The organism is Streptomyces sp. NPDC005963, from assembly GCF_040638655.1.
In the GTDB taxonomy this organism is placed as follows: Bacteria; Actinomycetota; Actinomycetes; order Streptomycetales; family Streptomycetaceae; genus Streptomyces.
Genome location: NZ_JBEXVD010000001.1, coordinates 597,948 through 616,548 on the forward strand (window position 1 = coordinate 597,948; position 18,601 = coordinate 616,548).

An 18,601-nucleotide genomic window follows, 5' to 3' on the forward strand; every position below is an offset into this window, starting at 1 on the left:
CCTTCCGTCGCTTGCCGGCTCGTTTCGGATGAGGCACTCGCCGATGCCTCGCGAACCTCTCCCACGTCAAGAACCACCTCGGACAGGTGCAGGCCCCTTGTACGCGAACTGTGGGACCCGGAGTCCCCAGCTACCCACTGGGAAGCAAGGTGCGGAAGAGCCCGCCTAGGGTTGACGCATGAGCACGGCAGACGACTGGAACGCGGCGGCCCTGCGCCTGCTGGAGGACCCGTACATCTTCCTCGCCACCGGTCCGCGCCAGCACGAGGACTGGGCCAAGGACGTGCTCGTACTGATGCACCGCGAGGTCCCGGACCCACGCGGGTGGCTGCGGATCGACGCCGACCGCAACAACAATGCCCGCTACGACGTGCCGGCGTACCCCTTCGAGCCGCCGCCCGCCGCCGGGTTCCGGGACCGCCTCCACGAGCTGGTACCGGCGGGGGCCGTCACCGCACTCGCCGTCATGGCGGAGGAGTGGGGCGACGACCGGCCCGTCCGGGACCGGCCGGAGCGCGACGCTCTGCTGGCCGACGCTCGGTTCCTGCTGGACCGCTACGGCCCGGACGCCCAGTTCTGGACGAACGCCCGGGACGCAGCCTCGGACCCCGCCCGGGACTTCGTCCAGGCCGGCCTCAAAGGGACGAGTGTCCACGGGTTCATCACATGCGAGTACATCAATGGCCTCGACCTGCTCGAAGAACTGGGCCTCATCGCCGTGTCCGGCGACGAGGTCGGGGTCTTCTGGTCCTTCGGCGCGTACTGACACCAGTTCCCTTGGCACGCAGATCCGGCCGCCATGCGCGATGACGGCCCCACGAGAAGCAACGGCGAACAGTCATGAACTCGCGAAGATGCCCACCGGCGGGATCGCGTGGTGAACTGTTGCCAGTTCCCCGGACCCAACCTGCTGGTGTCTCCTAGCGTAGGCGAGCCGAATGACGGTGTGAGGCAACCTCCGGGGCCGGTTGTCCCTCTCTCGCTGGAAAGTTGATCGGGTGAACGGCCGTTCCTGGCGCCGGGTTTCCCCCCTTGGCCCAGCGCGGTGTCCAATGACGCACCAGGCGACCGGCGAGGGTGGGCGGCTGTGACGTTCTCCGGTGCACGAACACACGTGACCGGCTCGCTGTCCATGCACCAGGTCTTTCTCTTCGTCGGACGGCTCTTGCGCCGGGCCACCCCGTGCGGTCACATCACGGCTTGCTCCACATCTCTGACGACGGTGACTCGGCCACCATCGCCGGGATCGGGATCGGGCATGATCGATTCCGGGTCGACCAGGTACACCTCGTGACCATCCAGCGTGAGCCGGCGCACGACCTCCAACAACATGCGCCGCGCCACGTCGTCGATCGAATAGACCATGGTGAGGTCCAAAACCACCCTGACCTCTGCGGGGGCGGTGTTCACCGTTTCCCGGACGACTCTCTCGGCTCCGGCAAAACCGATCCCCCCTTGCAGTTGCAGGACCCGGACCGCATGTGGTCCACCGCCACCGACGACGTGGTTGGACCGCACGATGGCACGCGCAGCGGCGGGGACCTCCATCACATGGAGACCCATGTCGGAGGAGAACCGCTCGAAGAGCGACACTCCGCGAACGCTGTTCCCGTGGGCGTCCAGTCGTGGTGAGAACGTGGCGATGCCGATCTGGCCGGGGAGCGCTCCGATCAGGCCCCCGGCCACGCCACTCTTCGCTGGAATGCCGACCTGGGTCGCCCAATCACCGGCCGCGTCATACATGCCGCAGGTGGACATGACGCTCAGCACCTGACGCACCACCGGTTCGCTTACCACTCGCTCGCCCGAGAGAGGATTTACGCCGCGATTGGCCAACGTCGCGGCCATCATGGCCAGATCTCGCGCGGTGACGAGCACGGAACACTGGCGGATGTAGCCCTCGACGACGGCCCTGGGGTCTTCGGTGAGGATGCCGTAGGCGCGGAGCATGTACGCGATGGCGAGGTTGCGGTGCGCGTGCTCCATCTCCGACACGCACACCGACTCATCAACCCGCAGCGTACGACCGGCAAACGCCGAAAGACCGCGGACCAAACGCTCCACGCGCTCCGTCGGATTCATGCCCTCCGGACCAGCCAGTGAGTGGGTGGTGATCGCACCGGCGTTGATCATGGGATTGAAGGGGCGCCCGGTATCGCTTTCGAGGGAGATCTGGTTGAACGCCTCTCCCGATGGCTCGACACCGACTTTGGCGAGCACCGGGCCGAAGCCGCGATCAGCCAGTGCCAGGGCGTACGCGAACGGCTTGGAGATCGATTGGATCGTGAACTCGGTATCGACATCGCCGGCACCGTAGACCTCGCCGTCAGCGGTGGCGAAGACCGCGCCGAGGCACTCAGGGTCCGCTGCGGCGAGCTCAGGAATGTAGTCCGCCAGCTGTCCAGAAGTGTCCGACGCGACATCTCCGATGGCCTCGGCCAGATAGTCGGGAATGACCGACCGCATGCGTCTTCCTCCATACCTTTCCGGCGATGAACGTGCCGTGGCGTCAGCGCTGAAGGCCGTCGAGGTGCTTGTGCCTTCCTGACACGCGTCGACGCCTCACCGAATCACAACGCCGATGCGTGAACCGTAGCCGCACTCCTCCCCCTCGGCCCTCCTCTGCTCACCGCGCGGCGTAGCCGTTTGACAAGACGAATCCCCGCCGAGCCGGTGAGGAGGGCTCGACGGGGTGGAGGCAGGCGGGCCGCAGGGGCGGGCATCGAGGCTGTCAGCTCTGCGAGCTGGAGCCCCGTGCGATGCTTCCGATGGCGGCCGGTGATTCCTGTCGTGATGATCGTCTCGTTGTACTTGTCGGCTGCGTCGACAAGCTTCTCCACAGCCCTGCACGCCGGGTCCATAGCGGCGTCAACCGCCTTGTCCGTATCCCGGTCCATGAGGGCTGCCGCTGCGTTGGAACTCCCGATCACCATGGATCGATCCGGCCCGAGAGGAGTCTCAGCAGGGCTTCCTGTTGCCGCTGAAACAGGTCAGGCGACGGTCCGGATGAGCTTCTTGAGCCGGGTCGGTGGTGAGGACGTACGAGCCGAGGCCGCAAGGAGTGTCGTTGGCGATCCGTACGGCGTCCTCTTCGTCGGCAGCCGGAAAGACCATGGCCACCGGGTCGAACAGTTCTTCCCGGGCCGCAGTGAGCTCGGTGGTGAGACCGGTGAGAACCCCCGCAGGGAAGTAGGCACCGCGCCGCTCGCCGGTGGTGTTCAGGAGTGAGACTCCCTGGACCCGGGGGTCGGCGATGGCCTGCCAACCCGTGGGCGGCGGCCGTACGCATCCTCGTCGCCATCGACGGACCAGCGCCGACGCCCGTACCTCACCGATAGCAGACCTGGCCCGTACCACTGCGGAGACGGAGCTCGGGCTGCCGCCGGGCACCCTGGTGACCCCGCTCCCCCAGGACGCTCCGCCGTCGAGCTAGAGCCCGATGCACCACATCGAGACCCTGTAGCCCGCCCCACCCACACGATGCACCGCCAAGGGGGCTCAGAGTCCCACCCGGAGGTCCAGAGTCGGCACTCACCCCTGTGTCGACTCCTTCTCCGGCTGGGCACCCTGTGCACGCGCGGTCACGCGGCGCGGAGGAGCACGCAAAATGAGCCTTCGCCCTGGTGAGAGATCCTGGAACACCCATCCATCGACCTGCCCGGTCATGGTGAGTTGAGACATCCACCCCGTTGTGCGAATCGGCATTTTATGGCCTCTGTCAGCGGTCAGTACGGTGGGTTTCATGACGTGGAGCTTCCAGACTGCAGAAGAACTCGTGACTGCCTTACGTGCCGGTGAAGTGACCTCGGTGGAACTGACCGACGAGGCGATCGCCCGCATCGAGCGCTATGACAAGGTGATCAACGCGATCTGTGTGCCGGACTTCGACCGTGCGCGGGCCGCAGCGCGCAGCGCGGACCAGGCGCGCGCACGCGGCGAGGTCCGGCCGCTGCTCGGTGTACCCGTGACGGTCAAAGAGTCCTACAACATCGCCGGGCTGCCCACGACCTGGGGAATGCCGCAACACCGGGACTACATACCGGCCGAGGACGCGGTACAGGTGTCGCGGCTCAAGGCCGCAGGCGCGGTGGTGCTCGGCAAGACCAATGTGCCCCTGGGCCTGCAAGATGGGCAGAGCTTCAACGAGATCTACGGCACCACCAACAACCCGTGGGATCACGATCGCACGCCGGGCGGATCCTCCGGCGGATCAGCGGCGGCCCTGGCGTCCGGATTCGGTGCACTGTCCATCGGCTCCGACCTCGCCGGTTCCCTGCGCACCCCCGCACATTACTGCGGCATCTACGCGCACAAGCCGACACTCGGACTGGCGGCGACCCGCGGCATGGTCCCGCCGCCCGCACCGGCCTTGCCGGCCGATGCCGACCTCGCCGTTGTCGGCCCGATGGCGCGCAGTGCCCGCGACCTCGCGCTCCTGCTCGACGTCATGGCCGGACCGGACCCGCTGACACTCGGCAAGGCGTACCACGTGACGTTGCCGCCCGCCCGCCATGAGCGGCTCGGCGACTTCCGGGTCCTGGTCGTCGACGAGCATCCACTCATTCCGACCGGGTCCGCTGTGCGGGCGGGTGTGAACCGGGTGGCCGATGCGCTGGTCGACGGCGGTGCCCGTGTCGAACGGCACACTCCGTTGCTGCCCGATCTGACCGAAGCCGCGGTGCTCTACACGCTGTTGCTGTTCTCGGGTTCCGTTGCGCGTTTTCCCGTCGACGCGTACGAGCAATTGCGGGCCCGTGCCGCCGCGCTGAGCGCAGACGACCAGAGTCTCGATGCGACGCGGCTGCGCGGCATGGTGTTGAGCCACCGGGACTGGGTCGAGGCGAACAGCCGTCGCGAGTTGCACCGCCACGGCTGGCGGCGGCTCTTCGCCGAGTTCGACGCCGTGGTGTGTCCGATCACGCCCACTCCCGCGTTCCCGCACGACGACAACAATCCACTGGAACGCCGGATGGACATTGAGGGTGTCGGGTACCCGTACTTCGACCAGCTCATCTGGGCTGGCCTGGCCACCATGCCCGGCCTGCCCGCCACCGCCGTACCAGCGGGTCGGTCCCCCGAGGGCCTTCCGGTGGGAGTGCAGCTCATCGGTCCGGCGTTCGAGGACCGTACCCCGCTGCGGCTGGCCGAACTGCTGGAGCAGAAGATCGGCGGCTTCCAGGCACCGAGGTAGTGCGCATCGCGAGACGAGTATCGCAACACCGATTCGAGCGGCTTCCGTGACTTCATGCTCGACCGTGCACGGGTGGAGCACCTGCGAGGGATCGTGGAGGGCTCCATCGGCCCCGTCCAGGGCGACAAACCCCATCGGAGTCGACCGAACCTGGCACGGGGCCTCGAACGACTTGAGAGACCTCCTACGTGGTCACGTTCCTTCGCGTCCCCCAGCGGAGACGAGGTTCTCGGCTCCTGAGGGGGTGAAGGTGACCGGGAGGGCCAGGGGGCCCCGGAACGTCGGGGCGTAGCCCCAGTCGACCTCACCGCTCGGGATGTCCAGGGTCAGGTCCGGCAGACGGCCGAACAGCGTGGTGATCGCGATCTCCGTCTCCAGCTTCACCAGATGGCTGCCCAGGCAGGCGTGCGGGCCGTGGCCGAGCGCCAGGTGCGGGCGGGCATCACGGGTGAGGTCCAGGGCGTCGGGGTCGGGGAAGCGGTTCGGGTCATGGTTCGCCGCCGCCAGCGACAGCAGCACCATGTCACCCTTTCCCACGCGGGCGTCCCCGATCGTCATGTCCTCACCCGCATACCGGTACTCCGCCACGTGATCCGGCGGGTCAATCCGCAGCAACTCGTTGATCGCCTGGGACCAGTCGATGTCGCCGCCGAGCAGGGCAGCTCGCTGGCCGGGGTCGCCGAGCAGGCGCAGGATGGTGGTACCGAGGAACTGGATCGTGGTGATGTGACCGGCGCCGATCAACGTCATGACCATCACCTCCAGCTCGTCCTCCGTCAGCGCGCCCGACTCGATCAACCGCGTCGGCAGGTCGTCCCCCGGATGCGATCGTTTGTAGGCCGCCATACTCCGGACGTAGTCCAGCACCTCGGCCAGCTTCACCTTGTCACGCGGCTGCTGGAACTTCCCGCGGTACCACATGTCCAGTACGTCGGCGGCGGGCGCGCGCTCGGCTTTCGGGATGCCGAGCAGATCGTGCACGACGGCAACCGGGAGCTCCCGGGTGTACTCGGCGACGAGGTCCGCGTGTCCCCGCCCGGCGAACGACTCGACGGTGTGCGCGCAGGTCCGGGCTATGCGATCGCGCAGACGGGACACTGCGGCGGGGGTGAACGCCGAGGCGATGAGCCGGCGCAGCCTGGCGTGTTCGGGATCGTCCAGATTGGACAGACCCGGTGGGTGCGGGTCGGGGTTGACCGGGGCGCCGCTGCTCAGGCGGCGGTCCGCCAGGCAGGCGCGGACGTCGTCGTACCGGGTCACCAGCCACGTCCGGCCCGGGCCGTGCGGGTTGTCGACGGGGCAGACCGGGTCGTGCTCGCGCAACCAGGCGTAGCCCGGGTACGGGTCGGCGGTCACGACGGCCGGCCGGCGATCAGCAGTTTCTCCAGCGGGGATGCGGCGAGCGGTACGACCCGCGTCTCGGTGAGCCCGGCCTCGCCCAGCCATGCCGCGAGGTCGGCGTAACGGTGGACGCCGCCGCCGTGGCCCTGCCACAGGGTCAGGTCGAACATGCTGAGGTACCCGGCTGCGGCCGGGCCCAGTCCGGCCGGTGGTTCCCGGTCGTGGTCGAGGATGACGATGCTTCCCGTGGGGGACAACGACTTCGCCGCGCGCTGGAACAACTCGCGGCACTCCTCGGGGCGGTGGCCGTGCAGGACGTTGAACAGCAGCACCAGATCGTGCCCGGAACCCAGGTCGTCGGAGAGGTAGTCGCCGGCCTGTGCCGTCACCCGGTCCGACGGGGCGTCTTCGCGGAGTGCCGTGATCGTCTCGGGCAGGTCGAAGACGGTGACCCGCACATCCGGGCGACGACGGCACAGTTCGACGGCGTGGTCGCCGTGGCCGCCCCCGATGTCCAGGACGGTCGCCGCGGGAGGCAGCGCGGCGGCGATGTCATCGGCCAGGGCCACGGCGGCGCCGGCGAGCATCCGGCGCAGGCGGGCCCCGGAGGCGGGGCGCTCGCTCAGCCAGGTGTAGAAGCCGCGGCGGGGCGTGCCGGTGCGGATGGTGTCCTCGACGTCGGCCCAGTGCTCGAACAGGACCTCGTGCCAGAACAGTTCGGCGTCCACCGGGCCGGGCGACGCGGCGATCGTGACCCCGTCGGAGTCGCCGTCACGCCGCAGGTAGCCGAAGGTCACCAGGATGTTCACCAGGCTGCGTACCCCGGCCGGGTCACCGTCGATCGTGGTGGCCAACTCCTCGACCGACAGCGGGCCGGGTTCCAGCGCGGTGAACACCCCCAGCCGGACACCGGCGATCATGGCCCGGTACCCGGCCGCGCCGAGCCGGTCCAGTACCGGAGCCGGGACACCAGAGGATTCTTCGGGCAATGGCATGATCATCCACTTCCGGAAAGCGCGCCGGCACCGGTGAGGAAGTCCAGGTGCCTGCGCAGCATTCGCTCGTTGGCCGGGGGGAACCCCACCCCCGCCTCGGCCGCGGCGGCCCAGGTAAGGGAGCAGTCGAACCGCGGGTGCGGGCGGGGGCGTTCGGGCAGGGAGAAGGCGAGCGGGGCGAAGGGCCCGGCCGGGTCGGCGAGCATCCGCTCCCGCCATCGGTCGTACGGCACCACCTCGGTCGGGTGACCGGCCGAGGTGAGGGCGGCGGCGAGGGCGGTACGGGTGAGGCCGCCGTCGCCGTGGTAGTGGTAGTTGCGGCAGGGGTGGTTCGGGTCCTGTGAGAGCGCGACGATCGCCGCGGCCACCGTGTCCACGGGCACCATGTCCAGCACCTCGGCAGTGTCCGGGACGGCGCCCGCGGCAATGCATCCGGTGAGCCAGCGGCTGAACCCGGAGCGCGGGTCGGCGGCGCCGGTGGCGGTGTCGCCGACGATGGCCGCGATGCGATGGATCGAAACGGACAGGCCGTGGCCGCGGGCGGCGCCGGCCATCGCGTCGGCCACCCATTTGCTGAGGTCGTAGCCGCTGGCGAGGCCGCTCGGGTCGGTGGGAGTGTCGGCCTCGGTGACGACGCGGCCGTCGTAGGCGTCACCGAGGAAGACGCCGAGGGTGGAGATGAGGTGCAGTGGGGCGTTGCTGTCGCCGGCCAGGCGCAGGATCGCGGCGGTGGCGTCGACATGGGCGGGTTTGAGGGCATCGTAGGGCGCTGCGAAGTGCGGTACGGCGGCGTTGTGGTAGATCGCGTCCACGGTCGTGAGGGTGTCGTGGTCCTCCGTGGACAGACCGAGACCGGGTGCGGACAGGTCGCCGAGGACCGGGATCACTCGGTCGGTGACCGGCAGACGATCGATCGAGCCCTGGCGGACGAGGCAGTGGATCCGGGCGTCGGTCCGGGACAGCAGTTGGTCCAGGAGGTGGCGGCCGAGGAAGCCGGTGGCGCCGGTGAGCAGGATCCGGCGCGGTGTGCCGGCCGAGGCCGAGGGGAGGCCGGATGAGTGGCCGGTGCGGAGACGGATGTCGGGTGGGGGGACGGCGTCGGCGCGCAACCGGTCGACCGTGGGTAGGTCCGTCGGGGCATCGCCGTCGATGGCTGCCGCAAACGCTGCCACGGTCGGGGCGGTGAACAGTGTGCGCATTGGCACCGTGACGCCGAGGCGGTCGCGGACGGCGGCGAGGACGTGGGCGGCGATGAGCGAGTGCCCGCCGATGGCGAAGAAGTCCGCGGTGCGGTCCACATCGGACTGGTCGAGAACGGTGCCCCAGATGGCGGCGACGGCTCGCTCCGTGGCGGTCCGAGGCGGATCCGCCAGGGCTGAGGGGTTGGTGGGCCTGGCGGGGGGTTCGGGGAGGGCGCTGTTGTCGACCTTGCCGGTGCTCGTGGTGGGAAGGGCGTCGAGGACGACCACGGTGTCCGGCACGAGATGTGCGGGCAGGCGGTCGGCGCAGAAGGCGCGCAGACCGGGAGCGTCGAGCACGGCGACCCGCGAGTCGGCACCGATCGGATCGGGTGCGTTGAGGGTGGGTGTGGTCGAGGTCGGGGCGCCGACGTAGCCGATGAGGCGGTTGCCCCTGGCCACCACCACGGCCTCCGCGACGGCCGGGTGCGCGGCGAGCACGGCGGCCACCTCCCCCGGCTCCACTCGGTTGCCGCGGATCTTGACCTGGTCGTCGGCCCGGCCGACGAAGTCGAGCGTGCCGTGCGGATTGAGCCTTGCGAGGTCGCCGGTCCGGTACATACGGGCGCCGGGGTGGGCAGCGTACGGATCGGCGAAGAACGCCGCGGCGGTCGCGACCGGGTTTCCCCGGTACCCCCGGGCGGGGGCCAACCCTCCGATGTAGACCTCACCGACCACGCCGACGGGCACCCTGCGCAGAGCCCGGTCGAGGAGGTGGACGCGGACGTATCGCAGCGGACGGCCGATCGGCAGTCGGGTGGGGTGCTCGTGGCCATCGACGGTGCGATGGCTGGTCGCACAGACGGTGGCTTCCGTCGGGCCGTAGTGGTTGTGGAGGGGAATGCCGTGCTTCGCCCACGCGCGGACGGTCGCCGCCGGGACGATGTCGCCGCCGACCATCATGAGCTCCAACGGGAGGCGTTCCCCGTCGAGATCGGCCACCCAGCGCTGCCAGAGGGGGGCCGCCGTGTCCACCGCGGACAGTTGGTGCTCGACGCAGAGCTTGAGGAGGTCCGGTCCGGTGAGGCCGCCCGGGTCGGGATGGATGACCAGGGTGGCCCCGGCCGCGAGGACCGGGAAGATGTCGCCGAACGCGGCGTCGAAGTGCGGGGGCGGGACCATGAGGAGGCGGTGGGCGGCGGTGAGGCCGTGTTCGGCGATGAATGCGGTGGTGAGGTTGAGGAGGGTGTCGTGCTGTACTTCGACGCCCTTGGGTTCGCCGGTAGAGCCGGAGGTGTGGACGACGTAGGCGAGCTGGGACGGGTGGATGGGTGTGGGTTCGTGGTGGCCGGTGGCGGGGAGGGCGTCGCGGGTCAGAACGGTCCTCGCACCGCTTGCGGTGATCAGGGCGTGTTGGCGGGAGGGCGGCTGGGCGGGGTCGATGGGGACGAAGCATCCGCCCGCCTTGAGCACGCCGAGGATCGCGATGATCGCGTCGGCGCTGGACGGGATGGTGATCGCGACCGGGTCCTCGCTCCGGATGCCGGCCTCGCGCAGGTGGCGGGCGACGGCTGAGGATCTGCGGTCCAAGTCGCGGTAGGTGAGGGGAGGAGCGGCGAGGTCGAGGACGGCAGTGGCGTCGGGGGCCTGGGCGGTGCAGGCCGCGATCAGGTCCACCACGGTCGAGGCAGCCGGTCGTGTGTGGGCGCCGGGGCCGGTGGACGGCGTGTCCGAGCCATCGGGGGAGGCTGGATCGGGCCGGGTGTTCAGGGCGGTGTGGACGGCGCTGTCGGCCGGTGACAACAGGTCCAGGTGAGCCAGTGGCAGACCGGGGTGGCGGACCACGGCCTCCATGACCGCCAGCACCTGGTCGGCGATCCTGGTGATCGTGTCCGCCTCGTACCGGTCGGTGCGGTAGTCGATGAGGGCGGGCCAGTCACCCTCGCGTTCCCTGATGTGGAGGGTGAGGTCGAAACGGCTGGTGGCGCGGTCGATCGGCAGCGGGGTGGTGGTCAGGCCGGTGAAGGCGACGGGGGCCGTCTCGCGGTTGAGGACCAGCATCGTCCGGAACAGGGGGTGGCCCTGCCGTGGGGCGGGGACCGTGGTGAGGATGTCGGCCAGGGAGATGTCGGCGTGGTCCATCGCGTCGGCCACCACCCCGGTGGCGTCGGCGAGCAGGTCGCGGGGGGTGGCTCGGCGGTTCGTGCGGAGCCGGAGCGGGAGGGTCGTGAGGAACATGCCGATCACGTCGTCCCACCCGGCCGGGCGGGTGCTGACCGGGGCGCCGACGACGAGGTCGTCACCCCCGTCCCGGGTGGAGGAGACGATGGCGAAGACGGCGAGGAGACCGGCGAAGGTGGTGGCCCGCTCGCCCCGGCACCAGGTGGCGAAGCGGTGGGCGAGCCCGGCCGGGACGGTGAACCGGTGGGTGGCACCGGGGCCGGGGCCGGATTCCGGGTGCGGTGATCCGTCAGACGCGGAAGGCGAGGCGGTGCCGTACGGGTGGTCCGGCGAGGGTCCGGAGACGGGCGGGGCGTCGCGGAGCGTTTCAGCCCAGAACTCGGTGGTTCGTTGCCGTGGCCCCACGGCGGCCGGTGCGGGGACCGGTATCCCCCGTGCGCTGGTCTTCGTGCTGAGCACGGCCCTCGGCCCCTGGACATCCGTGGCACCGGACGGGGGCCAGGAGATCGGATCGACGGTGGTCAGGGCCGTCAGCAGGATCGATATCGATGTGTCGTCGCAGATGATGTGGTGAGCGGTGACCGTCAGGAGATGGGTCGTTGGGGTGGTTCTGATCAGATGGGCTCGCACCAACGGGCGCCGGGTCAGGTCGAAGGGGTGGTCTGCGTCCCGGGCGGCCAGGCGTTGGGCCTCTGGCCACGGGTCCCCGTGAGCGCTCAGGTCGGTGGTGCGCCAGGCCCTCGCCGGCAACTCGTCCGTGTAGGGCGCCGCTCTCAGCTGCGGGGTGTCGTCATGGACGACGATCGCCGAGCGCAGGAGGGGATGGGTGGCCAGTGTGCGGGCGAACCTGGTGCGCAGGTCCGCTTCGTCGAGCGCACCCTCCAACCGGAACGCGGCGTGCACGACGTAGGCGCCATTGTCCTGGCCCGCCTGGTGGATGATCCACAGTCCGTGTTGCGGGCCGGACAGCCGTTCTGAGGGAGCGGGCACCGCCCCCGACATATCTGAATCGTCGGTGTTCTTCGTGTTGTTCGAGATCTCCGGAGTGTCAGGCTCGTCCTGGCCCGCGTCGATCGCGGCGGCCAGGGCGGCGACGGTGGGGTTGGCGAACAGGGTTCTGATCGTCACCTCCACACCGACCGACGCCTGGATTTTGGCGACGGCCTTCGCTGCCGCCAGGGAATGGCCGCCGGACAGGAAGAAGTCGTCGTCGCGGCTCACCGGGCGCGCGAGCAGGTGCGCGAAGACCTCCGCGATCGTGGTCTCCACACCCGGGTGGGGATCAGAGGCGGCGATGTCCTCCGCCGGTGGGGGCAGAGCGCGTACGTTCAGCTTTCCGGAGCTGGTCAACGGGAACGCGTCCACGGACACCATCGCCGACGGCACCAGGTAGGCGGGAAGGGCACGGCTCAGCCGCTCCCGTACCCTCGGCCAGCGGGGCCGCCCGGCGGTCGGGATCACGTAGGCCACCAGGCGGTCACCGTCACCGACCACGCGGGCGTCTGCTATCTCGGGGTCCGCCCGTAGCGCAGCCTCCACCTCGGCCGGTTCCACCCGGTGACCACGCACCTTGAGCTGCGCGTCCACCCGCCCGACGAACTCCAGGACACCGCCCGGCCTGCGCCGCGCCAGGTCGCCCGTCGCGTACATGCGCGCGCCGGGGACCGGCGAGAACGGGTCGGCGACGAACCTCCTCGCCGTCCGGCCGGGCGCGCCGAGATACCCCCGCGCCAGCGGGAATCCGCCCACGTACACCTCGCCGACCACGTCGTCGTCGACCGGTCGCAGGCCTGCGTTCAGCAGATACAGGGCCACGCCGTCGAGCGGGTCGCCGATGCCGAACCGCCTGCCTTGGTGCACGCGCTCGGCGGTCGACCAGATCGTGGTCTCGGTCGGGCCGTACGTGTTCCACAGCTCGGCCCCGCCCAGCGACCCGGCCAGCTCCGGCGTCAGCACCTCCCCGATCGACACCCGGACCCGCACGCACTCCGGCACGCCCCCGGCCGCCACCAGCACCGCCCACACCGACGGGGTGACTTGGACGACCGTGACCGCCTCGGCCGTCAGACGCCTCGCCAGCGCGGGACCGTCCACGACGATCTCCGGTGGTACCGCCACCACCCGGGCGCCCACCGTCAGCGGCGCCACCAGTTCCCACACCGAGATGTCGAACGCCGGGGAGACCATGGCCGCCACCGCGTCCCCGGCGCCCAGCCCCACCAACGCCGTCGAGCGGGCCAGCATCCCGGCCACCGCGCGGTGCGGCACGCCCACCGCCTTCGGGCGGCCGGTCGACCCGGACGTGTGGAACACGTACGCCAGTGACTCGGGTGAGATTCCGGGATCGACGCGCTCGAACTCCTCCGGCAGCTCCGGGATCTCGGTCAGCACCACGCGGGCGGCCTCGGTGACGGCCCGGCGCCTCGGCTCGGGCCACAACGGTTCCACCGGCACGTACACCGCGCCCGCCCGCCAGATCCCGAGGACGGCCACCACCAGGTCCGTGCCGCGCGGCAGGTCCACCGCGACCCACGCCTCCGGCCCGGCACCCTTCGCCCGCAGCACCGAGGCGAGGGCCGCCGAACGGCGCTCCAACTCGGCGTAGGACAGCTCATCCACCGCGAGGCCGTCCGCGCCGAACCGGATCATCTCCAGCACGGTCGACGGCGCCGGAGCACCGGCCGGCGCGGCCACCGGAGCAGCCACCACCGAACGCTCCGCCGACAACCCAGTCAATGCAGTCAACGCCGACAACCTGCGATCGGGGTCGGAGCACGCCCGGTCCAGCAAGGCCAGCAGTCGCCCGGTGAAGCCGTCGACCGTCGCGCCGTCGAAAAGGTCCGTGTCGTGCTCGGTGACCACCGCCATCTCCGCGGCGCCGGACTCCACCATCAAGCTGAGGTCGACGTCGGCCGTACCCGTGTCCGGCAGCATCCGGTCGACCCGCACCCCGGGGAGCACCACCGCGGGTGGGTCCTGCATCACGAGGTGCGCCTGGCACAGCGGTGCGTGGCTCGGGTCGCGGGAGGCGCCGACCGCCTCGACGATCCGGTCGAACGGGACTTCCGCACTGCCCAGTCCCGCCGCGACCGCGCGGCGGACCCTGGCCACCAGCTCGCGGAAGGTCGGATCGCCGTCGATCCCCACCCGCAACGGCACCGGGTTCACAAACATGCCGACGACGCCCGCGAACTCCGGCCCCGGCCGCCCGGACCACAGGGTGGCGACCACCACATCGTCCTGACCCGCCGTCGTACCCAACGTGGTGGCGTACGCGGCCTGTAGCACGACGAACCGGGTGGCGCGCGTGGCGCGGGCGAGCGCGTCGATCCGCGCGGTGAGACCCTCGGGAACGGCGTGGCGGCGCAACTCCCCCCGGAAGGCACGCATCCGCGGGCGGGGACGGTCGGTGGGCAGGGTGAGCAGGTCCGGCGCACCGTCCAGTTCGGACACCCGGCGGGACGGGTCGTGGTCGATGGTGTCCGGCGGCGTGCCAGGATCCGGCAGTGGCCGGGCCGGGTCGACGTACAGGGTGCTGATCTCCGCGCACAGCACCGACAGTGACGTACCGTCGACGACCGCGTGATGCGTGTTGATCACCAGTACGTGGTCGGTCGGTGTGATCCGGCCCAGACGGATCCGGAACAACGGCCCGGTGCGCAGGTCGAACGGCTCCCGTGCGGCCTGCGCCGCAAACGCCTCTGCGGCTGCCGCTGCCTCTGCGGGTGCGGCTGCACAAGGCACCGTCCGCACCGCGACATCCGCCGCGCCCACCGGACCCACCCGCCCGACCGGCTCGCCGTCGACCTCGTCGAACGTGGTGCGCAGCATCGGGTGCCGGGCCACCACCAGATCCGCCGCACGCTGGAGCGCGTCCACCGACACGGGCCCTGCCAACCGGAACACCGCCGGGTTGTTGTGCAGGGGTGCACCATCGGCGAACGCCTCAAGGAACCACAGTCGTCGGGCCCCGGGCGGGAGCGGAACTGTCATCGGTACGATCCCCGCTCCCCGAACCGGCGCCGGTACGCAGCCAGGTGCTCCGGGTCCGCCCGCAGGAACGGCGCATCGGCGGCCACCATGTGCCGCACCGCCAGCAACGGCAGCGGGCTGCGCATCGGGCGGAAGTCCGCGTTCCATAGACCGGGCGCGGATGGGGGTCCCGGATGGAACTCGCCGATCATCAGGCCGCGTTCCACGAACCCGTGCTTCAGCTCCCGCTGCGTGCGGTCGATCTCCCCGGGTGTGACGTCCGGCAGCACCACCAGAACGGTTCGATATCTGGCCTGCGGCCCGTCACGCGGCGGCAGGTCGGGGAACCAGTCGCGGTATGCGGTCATCACCGCCCGCAGGTCCGGCCGTCCGGGGTGTACGGCGAGGAAGAGCCCTCCCCGTTCCAACGAGACGGCCGTGTACGGGCAGACGTCGCCGCCCCGCCCCAGATCGGGGTGCGGTTGGCACAGGTAGGACCGCGCCCACGCCAGCACCACCTCGGCGGCGGCGGGCAGGTCCGGCTGATCCGGCTCGAACAGCGCGACGTCACTCGTCGGGTGGCTCAGCATCTCCCGCTCCGCTTCCGCCGCGCCGCAGCGAGCAACGCGACCGTGCCGAGCCCGACGAGTCCACCGAGGAGGCGGTCCTGGCGGCGGGCCCGGGCGAGTGCGTCGCCGTACGGGAGGCTGCTGTGGCTGATCATCGCGTACAGCGTCCGCCACCCGGGGAGCAGGCGGCCGAGCTCGAAGTCGATCCGCTTGCGGGCCAGGAACACCGGTGACCGCACCCGGTCGCGCAGCTCCACGAAGTTGCGCGCGGACAGTTCGGCGAGCACGTCGGTGTGCGGACGGCGGCGGGCCTCGAACGCGGCGAGCGCGTCGTCCGGGGCGTGCTCGGCGAGACACGCATCGAGCACCGCGCAGTCCTCGAACGCGGCGTTCATCCCCTGGCCGTAGAACGGGAACACGGCGTGCGCGGCATCGCCGACGAGGACGACACGGTCGTGCTGCCACGGTGCGGTGCGCACCGACACCAGGCTGCCCGGCTCGTCCGCGAGGAACTGCTTGACCAGGTCAGGCACCAGATCGGTCAGATCGCCGAACTCCTCGGCCAGGAACGCCTCGGCCCGCGCGGGGTCGCGCAGCCCCGAGAACCCGGTGTCGCCGTCGAACGGCAGGAACACGGTGCCGGTCAGCGATCCGTCCGGGTTGGGGTGTGCCACCACCAGTCCCCGTCTGCTCGGCCACACATGCAACGCCTCAGGTCGGTCGACAGCCGGGATGGTGAACTCCCGGTAGCCCCAGTCCAGGTGCGTCTGGTGGAACTCGGTGCGCACCTGGCGGTGCAGGTGCGCGCGCACGGTCGAGTACGCCCCGTCCGCGCCCACGACGAGATCCGCCGAGAACGTCCGGGCCGGGGTCCGCACCTCGGTACCGGTCAGGCCGGTGACGCGGTGCTCGAACCACAGCCGCACCCCGGGAACCGATTCGGCGGCGTCGAGCAGGGTGATGTTGAGATCGTGGCGGCGGACCGAGTGCAACACCTCGGTGTCGTCCGCGCCGTAGGGCTGGTAGGTGACCCGGCCGTTGTGGTGGACGATCCGCCCGCGCATGGGAACGGCTTTGGCAAGGGCCTCCTCAAGGAGGCCAATGTCGTGCAACGCCGCCCGTCCGCGTTCGGACAGCCCGACACTGATCGACGCGGCGTCCGGGCCGCTCGTACCGCGCGGGTCGCCACGCCGCTCCACCACGTCCACCTGGTGGCCGCGGCGGGCCAGCCGGATCGCCAGCATGGTTCCGGCCATGCCCGCCCCGACGATGACGACGTTCATGTCCGGCCCCTGGCCGAGTTCGCTGAGTTCACCAAGGCCAGCGGGTGGGCCGCGGACAGGGCTTTGGCGAGATCAGCGGGTGTGGAGGCGTCGAACACGGTGGCCACGGACGCGTCCACGGCCAGTTCGACCCGGATCCGGCTGACTAGCGCGGTGGCCATGAGCGAGGTGCCGCCGAAGCCGAAGAAGTCATCGTCCGGCGCGACCGAGTCCACCGACAGCACCTCGGCGAACAACCGGGCGAGGTCGTCGGCGAGTGAGCCTGACGCCCGCGGCGCGGGCTCGGCGAAGGCGGCCCGGTCCAGTTTTCCGTTGGGGGTCAACGGGAAGTGCCCGACCACCTCGATCAGGTCCGGGACGAGGTGGGCCGGCAGCCTCTCGGCGAGGTGTGCGCGCAGGTCCGGCACGCTCGCCCCGCGCGGCACCACATAGCCCACCAGGTAGGCGCCGAGCGGTCCGGAGTGGGCGACGACCGCTGCCCGCGCCACCGCCGGGTGAGCACCGAGCGCCGCCTCCACCTCGGCCGGTTCGACCCGGTGGCCGCGGATCTTCACCTGATCGTCGGCCCGGCCGAGGAACAGCAGATCGCCGTTCGGCAGCACGCGGACCAGGTCGCCGGTGCGGAACATGCGTGCCCCGGGCGGCCCCCATGGGTCGGCGACGAACCGCTGCGCGGTCAGCCCGGGGCAACCCAGATAGCCGCGCGCGACCCCGGCGCCGCCGATGTACAGTTCGCCCTCGTCAGCAGGGGCACACGTCTCGTCCAGCACCCGTAGTTCGGTGCCGGGGATCGCCGCTCCGATCGGCACCACCGGGCCGCCGGTGAGTGGCGCGCTCATGGTGGCGCACGCGGTCGTCTCGGTCGGGCCGTAGGCATTGATCATCCGACGGCCGACAGACCATTGGGCGACGAGGTCCGGGCCCAGCGCCTCCCCCGCGACGATCAGGCAGGACACCGAAGGCAGCGCCAGGTCCGGCTGGGTGGCGAGCGCGCTCGGTGGCATGCACACGTGGGTGACGCCGTGCTCGGCGATGAAGCGGGCGAACGGCTCGCCGGGCGGAAGGCCGTCGGGCGGCGCGAGAACGAGCGTGGCCCCGGTGAGCAGCGCCATGCACAGGTCGGCGACGGCCACGTCGAAGCCGACCGACGCGTACTGCAACACCCTGGCACCCGGTCGGACACCGAAGCGTTCCCGTTGCGCCGCGACGAGATGGGCGATCCCCGCATGGGGAACGATCACGCCCTTGGGCTTTCCGGTCGAGCCGGAGGTGTAGATGACGTAGGCGGCGCACGCCGGATCGGGATCCGCCACCGGGGCGGCGGACACCGCCGCGGCCTCCAGCGCCCGCAGCTCCCCCGGCGTCAGAACCAGGGCGGGACGGGCGTCGGCGAGCACGGCGGCCACCCGGTCCGGCGGTTGGGCGGAGTCGACCGGAAGGTACGCGGCTCCCGCGGCGAGCACGGCGACGACGGCGACCACCATGTCTGGGCCGCGTGGGATCGCGACGGCGACGATGTCGTCCGGCCCGACCCCACGGTCTCGCAGCCCGCCCGCCACGGCGGAAGCGCGGGCGTCGAGCTCACCGTAGGAGAGCGTGCCGTCAACGGCGACAACCGCGATCGACTCGGGGGCCCGGGCGACTTGGCGCCGGAACATCCCCACCATCGTCTCGGCCGGTATGGAATTCACCGTATCTACAGGTAAGGGATTCACCGTATCTAATCGCGCGTCCACTGCGGTTTCACACTCCGTGACCCACGGAAATCTATTAGGGGGAACGAGGGAACTCTGTCCCATGACGCGGATCGGTGTCAACGAGGATGGTGTTAATGAGATGTTTAACTCGACGCTGACCCGATGCGTCGACCGCAAGGGCAATCATGAGAACT

11 protein-coding genes are annotated in these 18,601 nt (G+C 70.5%); 2 read left to right on the forward strand and 9 right to left on the reverse strand.

The window, feature by feature from the left end; translation table 11 throughout:
• The first annotated feature begins 178 nt into the window (after nt 1-178).
• Nucleotides 179-766, forward strand: coding sequence for a hypothetical protein (locus tag ABZ348_RS02490; RefSeq protein ID WP_358928503.1), 588 nt, complete (start codon nt 179-181; stop codon nt 764-766).
• A 422-nt stretch (nt 767-1,188) separates the two neighbouring features.
• Here ABZ348_RS02490 and ABZ348_RS02495 read toward each other — a convergent pair whose 3' ends face one another.
• The 3 genes from ABZ348_RS02495 to ABZ348_RS02505 all read right to left on the reverse strand — a co-directional run bounded on the left by ABZ348_RS02495 (nt 1,189) and on the right by ABZ348_RS02505 (nt 3,390).
• On the reverse strand, nt 1,189-2,466 hold the full coding sequence (locus ABZ348_RS02495; protein ID WP_358928505.1) for a glutaminase: 1,278 nt from the start codon (nt 2,464-2,466) through the stop codon (nt 1,189-1,191).
• A 104-nt stretch (nt 2,467-2,570) separates the two neighbouring features.
• Nucleotides 2,571-2,933: a hypothetical protein gene (locus tag ABZ348_RS02500; protein ID WP_358928507.1), complete on the reverse strand. Its 363-nt coding sequence runs from the start codon at nt 2,931-2,933 to the stop codon at nt 2,571-2,573.
• 25 nt (nt 2,934-2,958) lie between these two features.
• Entirely contained in the window at nt 2,959-3,390 is a 432-nt protein-coding gene (locus ABZ348_RS02505) for an aldehyde dehydrogenase family protein (protein ID WP_358928509.1), read from the reverse strand.
• Between the two features lie 352 nt (nt 3,391-3,742).
• Between ABZ348_RS02505 and ABZ348_RS02510 the strand changes: the two genes are divergently transcribed.
• Nucleotides 3,743-5,191 (forward strand): amidase, encoded by a 1,449-nt coding sequence (locus tag ABZ348_RS02510; RefSeq protein ID WP_358928511.1) that lies wholly within the window; start codon nt 3,743-3,745, stop codon nt 5,189-5,191.
• Between the two features lie 192 nt (nt 5,192-5,383).
• Here the strand turns inward: ABZ348_RS02510 and ABZ348_RS02515 are convergent, their stop codons facing one another.
• The 6 genes from ABZ348_RS02515 to ABZ348_RS02540 are packed head-to-tail and all read right to left on the reverse strand — an operon-like array spanning nt 5,384 to nt 18,377.
• On the reverse strand, nt 5,384-6,547 hold the full coding sequence (locus tag ABZ348_RS02515) for a cytochrome P450 (RefSeq protein ID WP_358928513.1): 1,164 nt from the start codon (nt 6,545-6,547) through the stop codon (nt 5,384-5,386).
• Entirely contained in the window at nt 6,544-7,527 is a 984-nt protein-coding gene (locus tag ABZ348_RS02520; RefSeq protein ID WP_358928515.1) for a methyltransferase, read from the reverse strand. The genes ABZ348_RS02515 and ABZ348_RS02520 overlap by 4 nt, the downstream gene beginning before the upstream one ends.
• Before the next feature lie 2 nt (nt 7,528-7,529).
• Entirely contained in the window at nt 7,530-14,879 is a 7,350-nt protein-coding gene (locus ABZ348_RS02525; RefSeq protein ID WP_358928517.1) for an amino acid adenylation domain-containing protein, read from the reverse strand.
• A complete protein-coding gene (locus tag ABZ348_RS02530; protein ID WP_358928519.1) occupies nt 14,876-15,448 on the reverse strand; it encodes a DUF6875 domain-containing protein in 573 nt (190 codons plus the stop codon). Before ABZ348_RS02530 ends, ABZ348_RS02525 begins: the two co-directional genes overlap by 4 nt.
• Nucleotides 15,442-16,710 carry an NAD(P)/FAD-dependent oxidoreductase gene (locus ABZ348_RS02535; protein WP_358928521.1) on the reverse strand — a complete coding sequence of 423 codons (1,269 nt, stop codon included), beginning with the start codon at nt 16,708-16,710 and terminating at the stop codon, nt 15,442-15,444. Before ABZ348_RS02535 ends, ABZ348_RS02530 begins: the two co-directional genes overlap by 7 nt.
• The gene (locus ABZ348_RS02540) at nt 16,707-18,377 is read right to left on the reverse strand and encodes a non-ribosomal peptide synthetase (protein WP_358928797.1); all 1,671 of its coding nucleotides are present in this window, start codon (nt 18,375-18,377) and stop codon (nt 16,707-16,709) included. Before ABZ348_RS02540 ends, ABZ348_RS02535 begins: the two co-directional genes overlap by 4 nt.
• Between the last annotated feature and the right edge of the window lie 224 nt (nt 18,378-18,601).

Bases quoted from the DNA above. Each gene is read 5' to 3' on its own strand.
- ABZ348_RS02490 (WP_358928503.1), top strand. From the start codon at position 179: ATGAGCACGGCAGACGACTGGAACGCGGCGGCCCTGCGCCTGCTGGAG.
- ABZ348_RS02495 (WP_358928505.1), bottom strand. From the start codon at position 2,466: ATGCGGTCGGTCATTCCCGACTATCTGGCCGAGGCCATCGGAGATGTC.
- ABZ348_RS02500 (WP_358928507.1), bottom strand. From the start codon at position 2,933: ATGGTGATCGGGAGTTCCAACGCAGCGGCAGCCCTCATGGACCGGGAT.
- ABZ348_RS02510 (WP_358928511.1), top strand. From the start codon at position 3,743: ATGACGTGGAGCTTCCAGACTGCAGAAGAACTCGTGACTGCCTTACGT.
- ABZ348_RS02520 (WP_358928515.1), bottom strand. From the start codon at position 7,527: ATGCCATTGCCCGAAGAATCCTCTGGTGTCCCGGCTCCGGTACTGGAC.
- ABZ348_RS02525 (WP_358928517.1), bottom strand. From the start codon at position 14,879: ATGACAGTTCCGCTCCCGCCCGGGGCCCGACGACTGTGGTTCCTTGAG.
- ABZ348_RS02530 (WP_358928519.1), bottom strand. From the start codon at position 15,448: ATGCTGAGCCACCCGACGAGTGACGTCGCGCTGTTCGAGCCGGATCAG.
- ABZ348_RS02535 (WP_358928521.1), bottom strand. From the start codon at position 16,710: ATGAACGTCGTCATCGTCGGGGCGGGCATGGCCGGAACCATGCTGGCG.
- ABZ348_RS02540 (WP_358928797.1), bottom strand. From the start codon at position 18,377: ATGGTGGGGATGTTCCGGCGCCAAGTCGCCCGGGCCCCCGAGTCGATC.